At 74.2% G+C, this 15272-nt stretch carries 11 protein-coding genes; 6 read left to right on the top strand and 5 right to left on the bottom strand.

Annotation, left to right across the window (positions count from 1 at the left end; translation table 11 throughout):
* Both ABLM29_RS05305 and ABLM29_RS05310 read left to right on the top strand, forming a co-directional pair.
* Positions 1-1716, top strand: a complete 1716-nt coding sequence (locus ABLM29_RS05305; protein WP_349712900.1) for a sensor histidine kinase — start codon at positions 1-3, stop codon at positions 1714-1716.
* Between the two features lie 116 nt (positions 1717-1832).
* The gene (locus tag ABLM29_RS05310) at positions 1833-2492 is read left to right on the top strand and encodes a response regulator (RefSeq protein ID WP_349712901.1); all 660 of its coding nucleotides are present in this window, start codon (positions 1833-1835) and stop codon (positions 2490-2492) included.
* A gap of 84 nt (positions 2493-2576) precedes the next feature.
* Here ABLM29_RS05310 and ABLM29_RS05315 read toward each other — a convergent pair whose 3' ends face one another.
* Positions 2577-3473 carry a universal stress protein gene (locus tag ABLM29_RS05315; RefSeq protein ID WP_349712902.1) on the bottom strand — a complete coding sequence of 299 codons (897 nt, stop codon included), beginning with the start codon at positions 3471-3473 and terminating at the stop codon, positions 2577-2579.
* 213 nt (positions 3474-3686) lie between these two features.
* Between ABLM29_RS05315 and ABLM29_RS05320 the strand changes: the two genes are divergently transcribed.
* Both ABLM29_RS05320 and ABLM29_RS05325 read left to right on the top strand, forming a co-directional pair.
* A complete protein-coding gene (locus ABLM29_RS05320) occupies positions 3687-4124 on the top strand; it encodes a pyridoxamine 5'-phosphate oxidase family protein (RefSeq protein WP_349712903.1) in 438 nt (145 codons plus the stop codon).
* Positions 4125-4136: 12 nt separating this feature from the next.
* A complete protein-coding gene (locus tag ABLM29_RS05325; protein ID WP_349712904.1) occupies positions 4137-5612 on the top strand; it encodes a glycosyltransferase family protein in 1476 nt (491 codons plus the stop codon).
* 19 nt (positions 5613-5631) lie between these two features.
* Here ABLM29_RS05325 and ABLM29_RS05330 read toward each other — a convergent pair whose 3' ends face one another.
* Positions 5632-6198 (bottom strand): TetR/AcrR family transcriptional regulator, encoded by a 567-nt coding sequence (locus ABLM29_RS05330; RefSeq protein WP_349712905.1) that lies wholly within the window; start codon positions 6196-6198, stop codon positions 5632-5634.
* A 61-nt stretch (positions 6199-6259) separates the two neighbouring features.
* Between ABLM29_RS05330 and ABLM29_RS05335 the strand changes: the two genes are divergently transcribed.
* On the top strand, positions 6260-7918 hold the full coding sequence (locus ABLM29_RS05335) for an FAD-dependent oxidoreductase (RefSeq protein WP_349712906.1): 1659 nt from the start codon (positions 6260-6262) through the stop codon (positions 7916-7918).
* Positions 7919-7976: 58 nt separating this feature from the next.
* Positions 7977-8783 (top strand): SDR family NAD(P)-dependent oxidoreductase, encoded by an 807-nt coding sequence (locus ABLM29_RS05340; protein ID WP_349712907.1) that lies wholly within the window; start codon positions 7977-7979, stop codon positions 8781-8783.
* 40 nt (positions 8784-8823) lie between these two features.
* Here ABLM29_RS05340 and ABLM29_RS05345 read toward each other — a convergent pair whose 3' ends face one another.
* From ABLM29_RS05345 to ABLM29_RS05355, 3 genes are read right to left on the bottom strand one after another with little or no spacing between them, the layout of a single operon-like run.
* A complete protein-coding gene (locus ABLM29_RS05345) occupies positions 8824-9837 on the bottom strand; it encodes a dihydroorotate dehydrogenase-like protein (RefSeq protein ID WP_349712908.1) in 1014 nt (337 codons plus the stop codon).
* Positions 9828-13433, bottom strand: a complete 3606-nt coding sequence (nifJ, locus tag ABLM29_RS05350) for a pyruvate:ferredoxin (flavodoxin) oxidoreductase (RefSeq protein ID WP_349712909.1) — start codon at positions 13431-13433, stop codon at positions 9828-9830. The genes ABLM29_RS05345 and nifJ overlap by 10 nt, the downstream gene beginning before the upstream one ends.
* A complete protein-coding gene (locus ABLM29_RS05355; RefSeq protein ID WP_349712910.1) occupies positions 13433-15106 on the bottom strand; it encodes an NAD(P)-binding protein in 1674 nt (557 codons plus the stop codon). Before ABLM29_RS05355 ends, nifJ begins: the two co-directional genes overlap by 1 nt.
* Positions 15107-15272: the final 166 nt, after the last annotated feature.

Raw genomic sequence — 15272 nt, forward strand, 5'->3', positions numbered from 1 at the left:
GTGGCGGACGACGGCACCCGCGGGGCGCCCGCGGTGGACCCCGACCTCGAGCTGGACCAGCTGGTGGCCCAGCTGATCGAGCGAGCCGACGACGCGCTCACCGCGCAGAACCGACTCCGTGGCCTGCTCCGCGCCAACCGGGTGGTGGTCGGCGTGCTCTCGCTGGACCGGGTGCTGCGCCGGATCGTCGAGGCGGCCCGCGAGCTCGTCGACGCGGACTACGGCGCGCTCGGCGTGATCTCCGCCGACGGCGGTCTGGACGAGTTCATCCACGTCGGCATGGACCGCGACGCGGTGGCGCGGATCGGCCACCTCCCCGAGGGCCGCGGCCTCCTCGGCGCGCTGATCGAGGATCCGCACCCGATCCGGCTCCGCGACCTGAAGGAGGACCCGCGCTCGGCCGGCTTCCCCGACGGGCACCCGCCCATGAGGGGGTTCCTGGGAGTCCCGATCAGGGTCCGCGACGAGGTCTTCGGCAACCTGTACCTGGCCTCCGGCACCGAGTCGAACTTCACCGCCGAGGACGAGGAGCTGGTCGCCGCGCTGGCCGCCACCGCGGGCGTCGCGATCGAGAACGCCCGGCTGTACGAGGAGGGTGAGCGTCGCCAGGTCTGGCTGCGCGCCACCACGGACGTGACCCGCCAGCTGCTGCTGGTCGAGGGGGACGACGCGCTGCGCCTGATCAGCGAGCGGGTGGCGACCCTGGCCGAGGCCGACATCGTCACCGTCGTGCTGCCCGCCGACGAGGGCAGCGACCTGGTGGTCGCGGTCGCCGCGGGCGCGGTCGCCGCCGACGTCGCCGGGGTGACCTACCCGGTCGAGGGCACGCTGGCGGAGCGGGTGCTGAGCACCGGACGTGCCGCGGTGCTCGACGACGCCGGCGAGCTGTCGGCGATCGAGCGCAAGGCCGTGCACCTGCGTGACCTGGCCGGCGCCGGACCGCTGATGGCGCTGCCGCTGGCCGGCGCGCGCGGGATCCGCGGGGTGCTGCTGGTGGGGCGGGAGCGCGGCCGCCGTACCTTCACCGACGCGGACGTCGACATGGGTACCACGTTCGCCAACCAGGCCTCCGTCGCGCTCGAGCTGGCGGACGGGCGGCGCGACGCCCAGGCGATGACGCTGCTCGAGGAGCGCGCCCGGATCGCCCGGGACCTGCACGACCACGTGATCCAGCAGCTCTTCGCGTCGGGGATGACGCTCCAGGGGGCGCTCCTCAACCTCGACGAGTCGCCGGCGGCCGAGCAGGTGGCGTCCGTGGTCGACCGGATCGACGACGCGATCCGGCAGATCCGCACCTCCATCTTCCAGCTGCGCCCGCACTCGCCGGTCGGCGGCGCGCTGCGCGCCGCCGTGCTCGAGGTGGTCGGCCAGGTGGCGCCGTCGCTGGGCCACGACCCGTTCGTGTACTTCGCCGGGCCGGTCGACGTGGTCAGCGACGACGGTCTCGCCGACGATGTCGCCGCCGTCGTCCGGGAGGCGCTCAGCAACGCCGCGCGCCACGCGCGGTGCTCGCGGGTCGACGTCGGCGTCAGCGTCTCCGGCCCGACGCTGCGGGTGACGGTCGAGGACGACGGCGTCGGCCTCTCGACGAGCCCGCGCAGCAGCGGCCTGACGAACCTCGAGCAACGCGCCGACGCCCGCGGCGGGACCTTCGGGGTCGGTACGCCGGACAGCGGCCGCGGGACGCGCGTGGTGTGGGAGGTGCCGACCCGGTGAGCGTCACCAGCGCGCCGCTCCGCGCGACGCGACCGGGCGTCGGGCTCGGTCCGGTGATGCGGCGACTTCCCACGCACCTGCCGCACTGACGGTGCGCACGGTGTAGAAAACGAGACATGACGGACGAATCGCCGATCCGCGTGTACCTGCTCGACGACCACGAGGTGGTCCGGCAGGGCATCCGGGCACTGCTCGGGTCCGCCGGTGGCATCGAGATCGTCGGGGAGTCCGGGTCGGCCGTGGAGGCCACCGCGCGGATCCCGGCGCTCCGGCCGCACGTGGCGGTCCTCGACGCCCGGCTGCCCGACGGCAACGGGATCGAGGTGTGCCGGGCGATCCGGTCCGTCGATCCCACGATCAACGCGCTGATCCTGACCTCCTACCCGGACGACGAGGCGCTCTTCGGCGCGATCATGGCCGGCGCCTCCGGCTACGTGCTCAAGGAGGTCAAGGGCGGCGACCTGGTGCACGCGGTGCGGCACGTGGCCGCGGGCAAGTCGCTGATCGACCCGGAGCTGACCGCGACGGTGCTGGAGCGGGTCCGGAACGGGCCGGCGACAGCCCCCGAGCTCGCCGACCTCACCGACCAGGAGATGCGCCTGCTGGGCTACATCGCCGAGGGACTGACCAACCGGCAGATCGGCGAGCAGATGTCGCTGGCCGAGAAGACGGTCAAGAACTACGTCTCCAGCATCCTGGCCAAGCTCGGGCTGGAGCGCCGCACGCAGGCGGCCGTGCTGGCCTCGAAGCTGCTCGGCACCCACGAGCACGACTGACGGCAGGACCGAGGGGCACCGGATGCTCCGATGCCCCTCGTGCCGCGGCCCGGTCCTGTCGCCGGGCCGAGGTCGGCCGCTCGCTCAGCCCCGGTCGGCCGTCGGGACGATCGCGACCGTGGTCCGCGCGTGCTCGACCACCGACGCGGCCACCGACCCGATCAGCATCTCCGAGGCGACGCCGCCCTGGTGCGCGCCGACCACGACCAGCTCCATCCCCTTCGACATCCGGACGATGGAGTCGGCGGGCAGGCCGCGGGCCATGTCGTAGCGGACGCTGACGTCCGGGTACTTCTCGCCCATCCCGCTGACGGTCTCGGCCAGCAGCAGGCGCTCCTCCTCGAGCTCGGGCGAGTCGCCGGTGACCAGGTGGGGCTCCTTCACCGCCGTCGCGACGACGCCGAAGGCGTGCAGCACCGTCAGCGGCAGGCCACGCTCCGAGGCCTGGCGGAAGGCGAACTCCAGCGGCGCCAGGGACGCCTCGGTGGCGTCCACGCCGACCAGCACGCCGTGCCGCGGGGCGTCCGTGTCGACCGGCCGCAGGATGACCACCGCGCACCGGGCGTGCCGGGTCACCGCCACCCCGACCGAGCCCAGCAGCAGGCTGCGCACGGGGCCCCGGCCACGCGAGCCGAGCACGATCATCGAGGCGCGCTCCGAGGCGTCGAGGAGCGCCTTGCGGGCGTCGTCGACGAGGGTGAGCGTGTGTACCTCGAGGTCCGGGGCGAGCTCGAGCGCGGTCTCCTTGGACGCCTCGAGCAGCCGGTCGGCGTTGGCCTTGGCCTCGTCGAAGGTGCCGCGTACGTCGGATCCGGACGCGTCGAGCCAGATGGCGAGGTCCGGGTTGATCACGTGGACGATCGTCAGGGAGCGGTGCTCCCTGCTGGCCTGGTCGGCGGCCCACGCGAGCGCGAGCTCCGCCGACTCCGATCCATCGACGCCCACGGCGACGGTGCCGGTGGGCATCTCCTTGGTCTCCATCTGCCTCTCCCTTCACTCGACCGGTCCGCTGCCGGCCGGCGGCCGGTGGGCTGACGGCGGGGGGCCGGGTCCACTCCTCCGTCCTCCACGCTGCCACCAGCGTCGCCGGGGCGGCAGGGCTCATCGCACCCGCGCCTGGGGACCAACGGCCCTTTTGTCCGCGCCCGTCGTCGCGCATCCTTGTCGGCGGGAGCTGAACCGGGAGGGTGTGCCGTGGCGGACGCCTACGAGATGGAGACCGAGGAGTGCCGTGCGCTGCTCAGCGCGGGCGTCGTCGGCCGGATCGCCGTGACCACTCCGCAGGGACCGTACGTCTTCCCGGTCAACTACTCCGTCGTCGACGACGCGATCGTGATGCGCGCGTCGCCGTACAGCCTGCTGGGCACGAACGCACCGGACTCGGTCGTCGCCTTCGAGATCGACCAGTTCGACTACGAGTACCAGCGCGGCTGGAGCGTGCTGGCCCGCGGCCGCTGCGAGGTGGTGCCGCCGCAGGAGCAGGAGCACATCCGCGAGGTGTGGGCGCCGCGCCCGTGGGCCAGCGGCGCCCGGCCCCTCTTCCTGCGACTGCCCTGGTCCGAGCTGACCGGCCGGCGCCTCGGCACCGGCTGGGACCCGCAGGCGCAGGCCCCCGTCCGCCGGGCGCTCTGAGCGGAGCGCCCCATGGCCCGTGCACGGTGGCGTCCGCGGGCCGTCCCGGTCTGGCTGCTGGTGGCCTCGGTCGTCCTGGCCTCCGCCGCGGCGCGGGTCCCGATGCTCGACGCCCGGCTCGGCTCGGACGAGGGCGGCTTCCTGATGGTGGCGGGGCAGTGGGACCCCGGCTCGTCGCTGTACGGCGACTACTGGGTGGACCGGCCGCCGCTGATCATCGGGCTCTTCCAGCTCGCGGACGCGTTCGGTGGCGGGGCCGTGGCGCTGCGCCTGCTCGGCCTGGCGTGCGTGGTCCTGTCGGTCGGCCTGGCCGCTGTGCTGGGCCGCGTCGTGGCGCCGCGCCGCCGGTACGCGCCGGTGCTCACCGCCGTCGTCGCGGCGGTCTTCCTGGCCAGCCCGCTGTTCGGCGCCTTCGAGGTCGACGGCGAGCTGCTGGCACTGCCCTTCGTCCTGGCCGGGCTGGTCGCCGTGCTCCGTGCCGCCGCCGGCACGGGCCGCCGATCCGTCGGGTGGTGGCTCTGCGCCGGCGCCGCCGCGGCCGCCGCGGCGGCGGTCAAGCAGAGCATGGTCGAGGTGGTCGTCGCGGCCGGGGCGGTGGTGCTGGTCGAGCTCGGCCGCCGGCACGTCGGCCGCGCCGCGGCGGCGGTCGCCGCGCTGGCCGTGGGGGCGGCGGCGGTGACCGGGCTGCTGCTGGCGTGGGCGGTGGCGGAGGGCACGTCCCTGCGGGGCCTGTACGACGCCGTGGTCACCTTCCGCTTCGACGCCTCCGCGGTGATCTCGGCGTCGGCGTCGGCCGCCACCGAGCAGCGGGCCACCGCGATCGCGATCTCCTTCGCCCTCAGCGGGGCGGCGGTGGTGCTGCTGGTCGCCGCGGTGCCGGTGCTCGGCCGCCGCCGCCCGTCGTACGACGTCGTGGCGGCCGCGGTCACCGCGGCCGTCGTCGGGTGGGAGCTGGCGGCGGTGGCGGCCGGCGGCAGCTACTGGCACCACTACCTGCTCGGCACCGTGGCCGGCCTGGTGCTGGCCACCGCGTTCGCCGTGCAGCACTACCCGCGGCGCGGCCGGCTGCTCGCCGCGGCGCTGGGCTACGCGGCGCTCGTCACCGCGGTCACGCTGGCCGCGGTGGTGCCCACGGCGAGCAGCGCCACGAGCACCACCGAGGCGGCGGCGTACCTGCGCGCGCACGCCGCGCCGGGGGACACGGGCGTGGTCGCCTTCGGTGAGCCGGTGCTGCTCCGCGAGGCGGGCCTGGACAGCCCGTACCCGAACCTGTGGAGCCTGACGGCGCGGGTGCGCGACCCGGACCTGCGGCAGTTCACCCGGGTCCTGCGCGGTCCCCGGCGGCCGACCTGGGTCGTGGTGGCGGGGGAGAGCCTGGCGACCTGGGGCATCGACGCGGCGCGGGCCGAGCCGGTGCTGGCGCGGCACTACCGCCTGGTGCACGTGGACGGCGCGTGGCACGTCTACCACGAGGTGCCGTCCGGCTGAGCGGCTCGGCCGGACCCGCTCAGTCGAGCGGCGGCAGCAGGCCCCCCACCGCGAGGGCGCGGCCGACCCGCTCCCGCAGCCCGTCGCGGTCCAGCGTGGAGACCACCACGCCGTAGACCATCTGCTGGGCGAGCATCACGTCGTCGACGGTGAGCCGCTCGTCGACGAGGCCCGCGGCGAGCGCCCGCTCCAGCGGCGGTCCGACGAGGTCGCGGAAGCGCTCGGCGCCGTCGTAGTCGGGGTGCGTGCGCCGCGCGTCGAGCACCATCTCGACGAACGCGACGTTCTCGATCGTCCGGTCGACGACCAGCGTCCACAGCCGGGCGAACGCCTGCGGGTCGGGGTCGCTCGAGAGCGCCTCGTAGTCGGCCCAGTGCTCGTCGAAGACCGCGAACGCGAGCTGCAGCCGGGTGGGGAAGTGGCGGTAGAGGACGCCCTGGCCGACGCCGGCCGCCTTCGCGACCGCCGAGAGCGGGGCGTGGTAGCCGCGCTCGGCGAAGACGGTGCGGGCGGCGGCCAGGATCGCGCGCCGGTTCTCGGCGGCTGCCGCCGGACCACGATTGATCTTCGCCACGGAGTGGGGCACACTCGAAGTGTAACCGGACAATCCTGTCCGGATAGGTCTCGGACGATCATGGGGAGACGTCATGGAGCTCGGCACAGGCTTCGACGCGGGATTCGACGCGGTCTACGACGTGGTGGTGGTCGGATCCGGCGCGGCCGGGTTCGCGACCGCCCTCGGCGCCGTCGACGAGGGGCTCTCGGTCCTGCTCCTGGAGAGCACCGACCAGTGGGGCGGCAACAGCGCCATGTCCGGCGGCGGCATGTGGCTGCCGGACAACCCGCTGATGCGCCGCGACGGCGTGCTCGACTCGCGCGAGGAGGCGCTGGAGTACCTCGACGCGACCGTCGGCGACGCCGGCCGCGCCGCGAGCCGCGAGCGCAAGGAGGCCTTCGTCGACGGGGTCGCGGACTTCGTCGACACGGCGGAGAAGCACGGCATGCTGCTGGTCCGCGCCACCGACTACGCCGACTACTACCCCGAGCTGCCCGGCGGGAAGATCGGTCGCGCCCTGGAGCACGAGCCCTTCGACATCCGCCGGATCGGGGAGTGGTGGAAGTCCTGCCAGGCGCCCGCCGCCCTGCCGGCCAAGACCGACGACGTCTGGCTGCTGGGCCGCGCCTGGTCCACCCCGAGCGGCTTCGTCCGCGGCGCCCGGCTGGTCCTCCGGACCCTCGGCGCGGTGGCCCGCGGCCGGCTGCCCGCCGGGATCGGCGCCGGCCTGATGGCGTCGTTCCTCGACGTGGTGGTGCAGCGGCACGGCGGCGAGCTGTGGCTGGAGTCGCCGTTGGAGGACCTGCTGGTCGAGGACGGCCGCGTCGTCGGCGTACGGGTGCGGCGCGGTGGCGCGCCGGTCACCGTGGGGGCGCGCCGCGGCGTGATGCTCGCCGGCGGCGGCTTCGACGCCAACGCGGAGCTGCGGCGGAAGTACCACGGGATCGACGGCGACCCCTCGGGGGCGCCCGGCAACCTCGGTACGCCGATCGAGGTGGCCGCCGCGCACGGCGCGGCGCTGGAGCTGATGGACGACGCGTGGTGGGGTGCCTCGACGGCCCCCTCCTCTGCCTCGGGCCCGATGTTCCTCGTCGGCGAGCGCTCCTACCCGTTCAGCATGATCGTCGACGCGCGCGGCGAGCGGTTCGCCAACGAGTCGGAGTCCTACGTCGACCTCGGGCACCACATGCTCGAGCACGACAAGGACGGCGCGTACTGGATGATCACCGACCGGCGGCACGCGCTGCGCTACCTGCGCTCCTACGCGATGGACCCGCGGGCGACGAAGGCGATGAGGGCCGAGGGCGTGATGGTCAAGGCCGACAGCGTCGAGGAGCTGGCCCGCGCGATCGACGTCGACCCGACCCGGCTGCGGGCCAGCGTGGACCGGTTCAACGGCTTCGCCCGCGCCGGCGTGGACGGCGACTTCGGCCGCGGCAACTCCGCCTACGACCGCTACTACAGCGACCCGCTGGTCCACCCCAACCCCAACCTGGGCCCGATCGAGAAGGGGCCGTTCACCGCGGTGCGGCTGGTGATCGGCGACCTCGGCACCAAGGGCGGCGTGCTGACCGATGCGGAGGGTCGCGCGCTGCGCGAGGATGGGTCCGTGATCGACGGGCTCTACTCGGCCGGCAACAACTCGGCCGCGGTGATGGGCCGCACCTACCCCGGACCCGGCTCGACGATCGGCCCCGCCGTCGTCTTCGGGCTCCGTGCCGCGCGCGACATGGCGCGCGGCGCCCGGTGAGACGGCGCCTGCCGCCCACCGGGAGATCAGTTCGAGAACACCCTGAGAAGAGGAACCCATGAAGGTCAACGACCGCGTCTTCGTCGTCACCGGCGGCGGGAACGGAATCGGTCGCGAGGTCGTGCTCGCGCTCCTGGCGAAGGGGGCGAAGGTCGCCGCCGTCGACATCAGCGAGGACGGCCTCGGGGGGACGGCCGAGCTCGCCGGCGCCGGGGACCGGCTCAGCACCCACGCCGTCAGCATCACCGACCGCGACGCCGTACTGGCCCTGCCGGAGCAGGTCACCGCGGCCCACGGCCGCGTCGACGGCCTGATCAACGTCGCCGGCATCATCCACGACTTCAAGCCGGTCGCGGAGCTCGGCTTCGACGACCTCGAGCGGGTCATGGCGGTGAACTTCTGGGGCACCGTGAACACCACCAAGGCGTTCCTGCCGGTGCTGGAGGCGCGCCCGGAGTCCGCCCTGGTCAACGTCGCCAGCATGGGCGCCCTCGTGCCGTTCCCGGGCCAGAGCGCCTACGGCGCGAGCAAGGCCGCGGTGAAGCTGTTCACCGAGGGCCTGATCGCCGAGCACCAGGGCGTCGGCCTCAAGGTGAGCATCGTGTTCCCGGGCGGGATCGACACCGGCATCGCCGACAACTCCGGCGTCGACCTGCCCTCGGGCGGCGACGTCGACATGGAGAAGGCCAAGGCCAACCTGACCAGCCCCCAGGACGCCGCCGCGCAGATCGTCGGCGCCGTCGAGTCGGGTACGCCGCGGGTGACCATCGGCAAGGACGCGAAGATGATCGACCGCCTCGGCCGGCTGATGCCGTCGCGCGCGATCAGCCTGATCGCGAAGAAGATGCAGTCGCTCCTCTCCTGACCCTCCCGCCGAGTCGGCAGGAAGTTTCTGCCGACTCGCGCTAGGCCAGCGACCCGTAGTGGCCCCGGGCCTCCTCCAGCGCCCGGACGTACCCGGCCCGGGCCTCGGCGCCGGCGTGGGCGCCCTCGGGCACGGCGAGGAGCCCCCGGGCCCCGTCGACCGAGGCGAAGCCCTTGCGCTCCAGCCACGCCGCCAGCCCCGAGGCCAGCACCCCGACGTGCTCCGGGCCGTGCCGCAGCAGCGCCGACGCCGTCATCACCACGTCGGCCCCGGCGAGCAGGTAGGCCACCACGTCCTCGGCGGCGTCGACGCCGGTGGTGGCGGCCAGCGACCCGTGGACCCGGTGGCGCAGGATCGCGATCCAGGTCCGGGGCAGGCGCGCCTCCACCGGGGAGGAGAACGTGACCCCGGGGACGACCCGGATCGCCTCGGTGTCCACATCGGGCTGGAGGAACCGGTTGAACAGCACCAGCCCGTCGGCCCCGGCGGCGTCCAGCGCCGCGGCGACGTCGCCGGTCGCGCTGAAGAACGGGCTCAGCTTCACGGCGAGCGGGATCGACACCGCCTCCCGGACGCCGGCGAGGATCTCCAGGTGGCGCCGCTCGACGTCGGCGCCGGTGACGCCCTCGTCGCCGGGCACGGCGTAGACGTTGAGCTCCAGCGCGGCGGCGCCCGCCGACTCCATCGAGGACGCGATCGAGGTCCAGCCGCCGGGGGTGCTGCCGTTGAGGGAGGCGATGACCGGCACGTCCACGGCCGCCGCCGCGCGCTCCAGGTGCCGCAGGTACGGCGTCGTCCCGGCCGGCCCCACCGACGGCGCGTTCGGGAAGTAGTCCAGCGCCTCGCCGAAGGCGCCCTCGTGGGCCTCGGTGAGGAGCAGGTCCTCGACCTCCTGGGCGCGCACCTGCTCCTCGAAGAGCGAGTAGAGCACCACCGCCCCGGCGCCGGCGTCGACCACCCGGCGGATCCCGTCCAGCGTGGCCGAGACCGGCGAGGCCGAGGCCACGATCGGGCTGCGCAGGCGCAGCCCCAGGTAGTCGGTGCTCAGGTCCATGACGTCCTCCCCGTGTCGGCCCCGGCCCGCGCGTCGGGCATGAAGTCCGCGGCGCTGCGCGTGGCCATCTCCTCGTAGGTCGCCCACCGCTGGTCCACCGCGTGCTGCGCGAGCCCGAGCAGCCGCTCGGCCTCGTCGGGCGAGGCGTTGCGCAGCGACCGGTAGCGCAGCTCGCGGTACACGTAGTCGCGCAGCGGGATCGTCGGTCGCGGCGAGTCCAGCAGGAACGGGTTGTCGTCGCGGTCGCGCAGCGTGGGGTCGAAGCGGATCAGCGGCCAGTGGCCCGAGTCGACCGCCCGCTTCTGCTGGTCCAGCCCCTTGCTCATCTCGATGCCGTGGGCGATGCAGTGGCTGTACGCGATGATCAGCGACGGCCCGTCGTACGCCTCGGCCTCGCGGAACGCGCGCAGGGTCTGCTGCGGATCGGCCCCCATCGCCACCCTCGCGACGTAGACGTTCCCGTACGCGATGGCCTGGAGCGCGAGGTCCTTCTTGGGCACCGCCTTGCCCGCGGCGGCGAACTTGGCGACCGCCGCCAGCGGCGTGGCCTTGGAGGACTGCCCGCCCGTGTTGGAGTAGACCTCGGTGTCCATCACCAGCACGTTCACGTCACGCCCGCTGGCGAGCACGTGGTCGAGCCCGCCCGCGCCGATGTCGTAGGCCCAGCCGTCCCCGCCCACGATCCAGACGCTGCGGCGCAGCAGGTGGTCGGCGACGCTGCGGAGGTCGGCGACGGCCGCCGACCGCTCGCCGCCCTCCAGCGCGTCCAGGCGCCGGAGGAGCTCGGCGAGCCGGTCGTGCTGGTCCCGCAGCTGCGACTCGCGCAGCTGCTCGGCGCCGAGGAGGGCGTCGGCGAGGTCGGGCCCGACGTCCTCGCGCAGCTCCCGCAGCCGCTGCCGGGCCAGCCGGGTGTGCAGGTCCGCGGCGAGCCGCATGCCGAGCCCGAACTCGGCGTTGTCCTCGAACAGCGAGTTCGACCACGCCGGTCCGCGCCCGTCGGCGTTGGCCGCCCACGGGGTGGTGGGCAGGTTGCCGCCGTAGATCGAGGAGCAGCCGGTGGCGTTCGCGACGGTCGCGCGGTCACCGAAGAGCTGGGTGAGCAGCTTGAGGTACGGCGTCTCCCCGCACCCGGCGCACGCGCCGGAGAACTCGAACAGCGGCTGCAGGAACTGGGTGCCGCGGACGGTGCCGAGGTCGACCCGGTTGCGCGGTGGCAGCGGGATCGTCTCGAAGAACGCCACCCGCTCCCGGCCGGCGTCGAGCACCGCCCGGTCGTCCGTCAGGTTGATCGCCTTGAGGTCGGTCCCCGGCGCCGCGGTCACCGGGCAGGCCTCCACGCACAGCCCGCAGCCCGTGCAGTCCTCGGCGTAGACCTGCAGGGTGTAGCGGCTCTCGGGGAGCCCGACCGCGTTGAGCGGGGCCGACTCGAAGCCCTCGGGCGCTCCGTCCAGCGCGCTGCCGTCGTACAGCTTCGCGCGCAGCACCGAGTGCGGGCAGACGAAGGCGCAGTTGCCGCACTGGATGCACGCCTCCGGATCCCACAGCGCCACCTGCTCGGAGATCCGGCGCTTCTCGTACGCCGTCGTCCCGCTCGGCCAGGTGCCGTCGACGGGCAGCGCGCTGACCGGCAGGTCGTCGCCGCGGCCGGCCATCATGGTCGCGGTGACGGTGCGCACGAACTCCGGGGCCGACGCCGGCACCACCGGCGGCAGCGGGCGCGACGAGGTGGCCGCGTCCGGCACGGGGATCGCGTGCAGCTCGCCGAGGGTCGCGTCGATGGCGGCCTCGTTGCGGGCCACGACCTCCTGCCCGCGCCGCCCGTAGGTCTTGCGGACCGCGCCCCGGACCTGCTCGATCGCCTCGTCGTGGGGGAGCACGCCGGAGATGGCGAAGAAGCAGGTCTGCAGCACGGTGTTGGTCCGGCCCGGCAGCCCGGCATCGCGGGCCACCCGCCCGGCGTCGATGGCGAAGAGCCGCAGCCCCTTGGCGACGACCTGCTCCTGGACGGGCCCCGGCAGCGCGTCCCAGACCTCCTCGGGCGGCAGCGGCGCGTTGAGCAGCAGGGTGCCGCCGGGCCGGGCGACCGCCAGCACGTCCAGCTTCTCCAGCAGGCCGAGGTGGTGGCAGCCGACGAAGCCGGCCTGCCGCACGAGGTACGGCGCGTGGATCGGGTGCGGCCCGAAGCGCAGGTGGGAGACGGTGCTGCCGCCGGACTTCTTCGAGTCGTAGACGAAGTAGGCCTGGGCGAAGACGGACTCGTCGGCGCCGAGGATCTTGATGGTGTTCTTGTTGGCGCCGACGGTGCCGTCGGAGCCGATCCCGAAGAAGACCGCGCGCAGCGTGTCGTCGTGCTCGATGTCGAGGTTCGGGTCGTAGGGCAGCGAGGTGCGGCCGACGTCGTCGTGGATGCCGACGGTGAACCGGGCGGGGCTGGCGGGGTCGTCGAGGGCGGCGAACACCCCGGCGACCATGCCGGGGGTGAACTCCTTCGAGGAGAGCCCGTAGCGGCCGCCCAGGACGCGCGGGAGCCGGGGGAGCGCGCCGTCGGTGAAGCCCTCGGCCAGGGCGGCGGCGACGTCGAGGAACAGCGGCTCGCCGCCGGCCCCGGGCTCCTTGGTGCGGTCCAGCACCGCGACCGCGCGGGTGGTGAGCGGCAGGGCGGCCAGCAGCTGCGCGGCGGGGAACGGCCGGAAGAGCCGCAGCCGCAGAACGCCCACGCGTTCCCCGGCGGCGGCGAGGTGCCGGGCGGTCTCCACCGCGGTCTCGCCGCCCGAGCCCATCACCACGATCACCCGCTCGGCCTCGGGGTGGCCGTCGTACTGCGCCAGCCGGTAGGCGCGACCGGTGTGCTCGGCCAGGTCGTCCATCGCCGCCTGCACGATGCCCGGCGTGGCGGCGTAGTAGGGGTTCACCGTCTCGCGGGCCTGGAAGTAGACGTCGGGGTTCTGCGCGGTGCCGCGCACGAACGGCCGCTCCGGCGACAGCGCGCGCAGCCGGTGCTCGCGGACCAGCTCCTCGGGCACCAGGGCGCGCAGCACGTCGTCGTCGAGCAGCTCGACGCTGTTGAGCTCGTGCGAGGTGCGGAACCCGTCGAAGAAGTGCACGAAGGGCACGCGTGCCCGCAGCGTCGCCGCCTGGGCGACGAGCGCGAAGTCGTGCGCCTCCTGCACCGACCCCGACGAGAGCAGCGCGAAGCCGGTCTGCCGGACCGCCATCACGTCCTGGTGGTCGCCGAAGATGGAGAGGCCCTGCGCCGCCAGCGACCGGGCCGCCACGTGGATCACCGACGAGGTGAGCTCGCCCGCGATCTTGTAGAGGTTCGGGATCATCAGCAGCAGGCCCTGCGACGCGGTGAACGTCGTCGACAGCGCCCCCGCCTGGAGCGCGCCGTGCAGCGCGCCCGCCGCGCCGCCCTCGCTCTGCATCTCGACGACGGTCGGCACGGTGCCCCACACGTTGGTGCGGCCGTGGCTGGACCACTCGTCGGCGAGCTCGGCCATCGCCGAGGACGGCGTGATCGGGTAGATGGCGCACAGCTCGTTGAGCCGGAAGGCGACGTCGGCGCAGGCCTCGTTGCCGTCGATGGTGGTGCGCATCAGCGACCTCCTCCCGGCATCCCGGGCTCCGGGACCATCTCGATGGCGTGCACCGGGCACTGCCGCTCGCACGTCCCGCAGCCGGTGCACGCGTCGTAGTCGAACTCGTAGCGGTGGCCCACCCCGAGCTTGATCACCGCGTCCTCGGGGCACGAGCCCAGGCAGCCGTCGCACTCGAAGCAGTTGCCGCAGGACAGGCAGCGCCCGGCCTCGAAGCGCGCCTCCTCGGGCGACAGCCCGGCGACCACCTCGCCGAAGTCGCGGGTCCGGGTGGCCGGGTCGAGCTCGGTCTGCTGCCGCCGGGTGTGGTCGCCGAAGTACCAGAGGTGCAGCTTGTCCAGCGTCGCCACCTCGTGCTTCGCAGCGCGGCCCCCGCCGGCGCCACGCAGCCACGCGTCGATGCTCCGTGCGGCGCGCTTGCCGTGGCCCACGCCGACGGTGACCGTGCGCTCGCTGGGCACGGCGTCGCCGCCGGCGAAGACCCCGGGCGCGCCGGTCATCAGGGTCTGCGGGTCGACCCGCACGACGTCGCCGTCGAACTCCACGCCGGGCAGGCCCGCCAGGAGGCGCGTGTCGCTCTCCTGGCCCAACGCCAGGATCACCGTGTCCGCGGCCAGCGTCTCGAACTCGCCGGTGCCGTGCGGGCGGCCGCTCTCGTCGAGCTCCTGGACCTCCACGGTGAGCTCGCGCTCGTCCATCGAGGCGATGGTGCGCAGCCAGTTGATGCGGATGCCCTCCTGCTCCGCGTCGGTCGCCTCCTCCTCGTGGGCCGGCATCTGGTCCCGGGTCCGCCGGTAGACGATCACCGTGTCCTCGGCCCCGAGCCGGCGCGCGACCCGGGCCGCGTCCATGGCGGTGTTGCCGCCGCCGTACACCGCGACCCGGCCCTGCACCTCCGGCCCCGCGCCGGTCTCCACCCCGCGCAGGAAGCTCACCGCGTCGAGCACCCGGCCGGCGTCCTGGTGCGGGATGTCGACGCGCTTCGAGAGGTGGGCGCCGACTGCGACGAACGCCGCGTCGAACCCGCCCTCGGCCATCTCGGCCCGCAGGTCCGTGACGACGTGCTCCTGCTCGAACCGGACCCCGAGGTCGACCAGGCGGTCGATCTCCGCGTCGATCACGTCGCGCGGCAGGCGGTAGGCCGGGATGCCGTAGCGCATCATGCCGCCCGGCCGCGGGGAGTTGTCGCGGACGACGACCCCGTGGCCGAGGCGGCGCAGGTGGTAGGCGGCCGACAGCCCGCTCGGGCCGGCGCCCACGACCAGGACCCGCCGGCCGGTCTCGTGCGCGGGCGGGGTGAACCGCCAGCCGTGCTCGGTCGCGGCGTCGCCGAGGAAGCGCTCCACGGCGTGGATGGAGACCGCCCCGTCGATCTGCGCCCGGTTGCAGGAGTCCTCGCACGGGTGGTAGCAGACCCGGCCGTGGATCGCGGCGAACGGGTTGTCCTCGGTCAGCTGGCGCCACGCCTCCTCGTACCGCCCCGCCCGGGCATGGGAGAGCCACGCCTGGATGTTCTCCCCGGCGGGACATCGCTCGTTGCACGGCGGGAGGAGGTCGACGTACACGGGCCGCTGGCTGCGCACCGGCCCCGATCTGGGGCGACCCGATCCGAGCGCGCTCGGCGGCGCGACGTCCTGGGCCACGTTCCGGGCGGGCTGCTGCTGGTCGGACATCGCTGGCCTCCTGTTCCCCGCCAGCCTGGCTCCGCCGGACCCAGGCGGCCAGGGACCTTGGTCCACTTCGCCGCGCCAGTACTTCCCCAAGGGAACCGACCTGTCGCGCTGGACCGCCGAGGACCTTGAGTCGGCGAGTCGACCCAGTCGACGGCCCGGCTGTTCC

It is taken from the genome of Nocardioides sp. YIM 152588, assembly GCF_040191335.1.
Lineage (GTDB): Bacteria > Actinomycetota > Actinomycetes > Propionibacteriales > Nocardioidaceae > Nocardioides.

What these genes read in the sequence shown, in the direction of transcription:
- ABLM29_RS05310 (WP_349712901.1), top strand. Translation starts at nt 1,833, where the DNA reads ATGACGGACGAATCGCCGATCCGCGTGTACCTGCTCGACGACCACGAG.
- ABLM29_RS05315 (WP_349712902.1), bottom strand. Translation starts at nt 3,473, where the DNA reads ATGGAGACCAAGGAGATGCCCACCGGCACCGTCGCCGTGGGCGTCGAT.
- ABLM29_RS05325 (WP_349712904.1), top strand. Translation starts at nt 4,137, where the DNA reads ATGGCCCGTGCACGGTGGCGTCCGCGGGCCGTCCCGGTCTGGCTGCTG.
- ABLM29_RS05335 (WP_349712906.1), top strand. Translation starts at nt 6,260, where the DNA reads ATGGAGCTCGGCACAGGCTTCGACGCGGGATTCGACGCGGTCTACGAC.
- ABLM29_RS05340 (WP_349712907.1), top strand. Translation starts at nt 7,977, where the DNA reads ATGAAGGTCAACGACCGCGTCTTCGTCGTCACCGGCGGCGGGAACGGA.
- ABLM29_RS05345 (WP_349712908.1), bottom strand. Translation starts at nt 9,837, where the DNA reads ATGGACCTGAGCACCGACTACCTGGGGCTGCGCCTGCGCAGCCCGATC.
- nifJ (WP_349712909.1), bottom strand. Translation starts at nt 13,433, where the DNA reads ATGCGCACCACCATCGACGGCAACGAGGCCTGCGCCGACGTCGCCTTC.
- ABLM29_RS05355 (WP_349712910.1), bottom strand. Translation starts at nt 15,106, where the DNA reads ATGTCCGACCAGCAGCAGCCCGCCCGGAACGTGGCCCAGGACGTCGCG.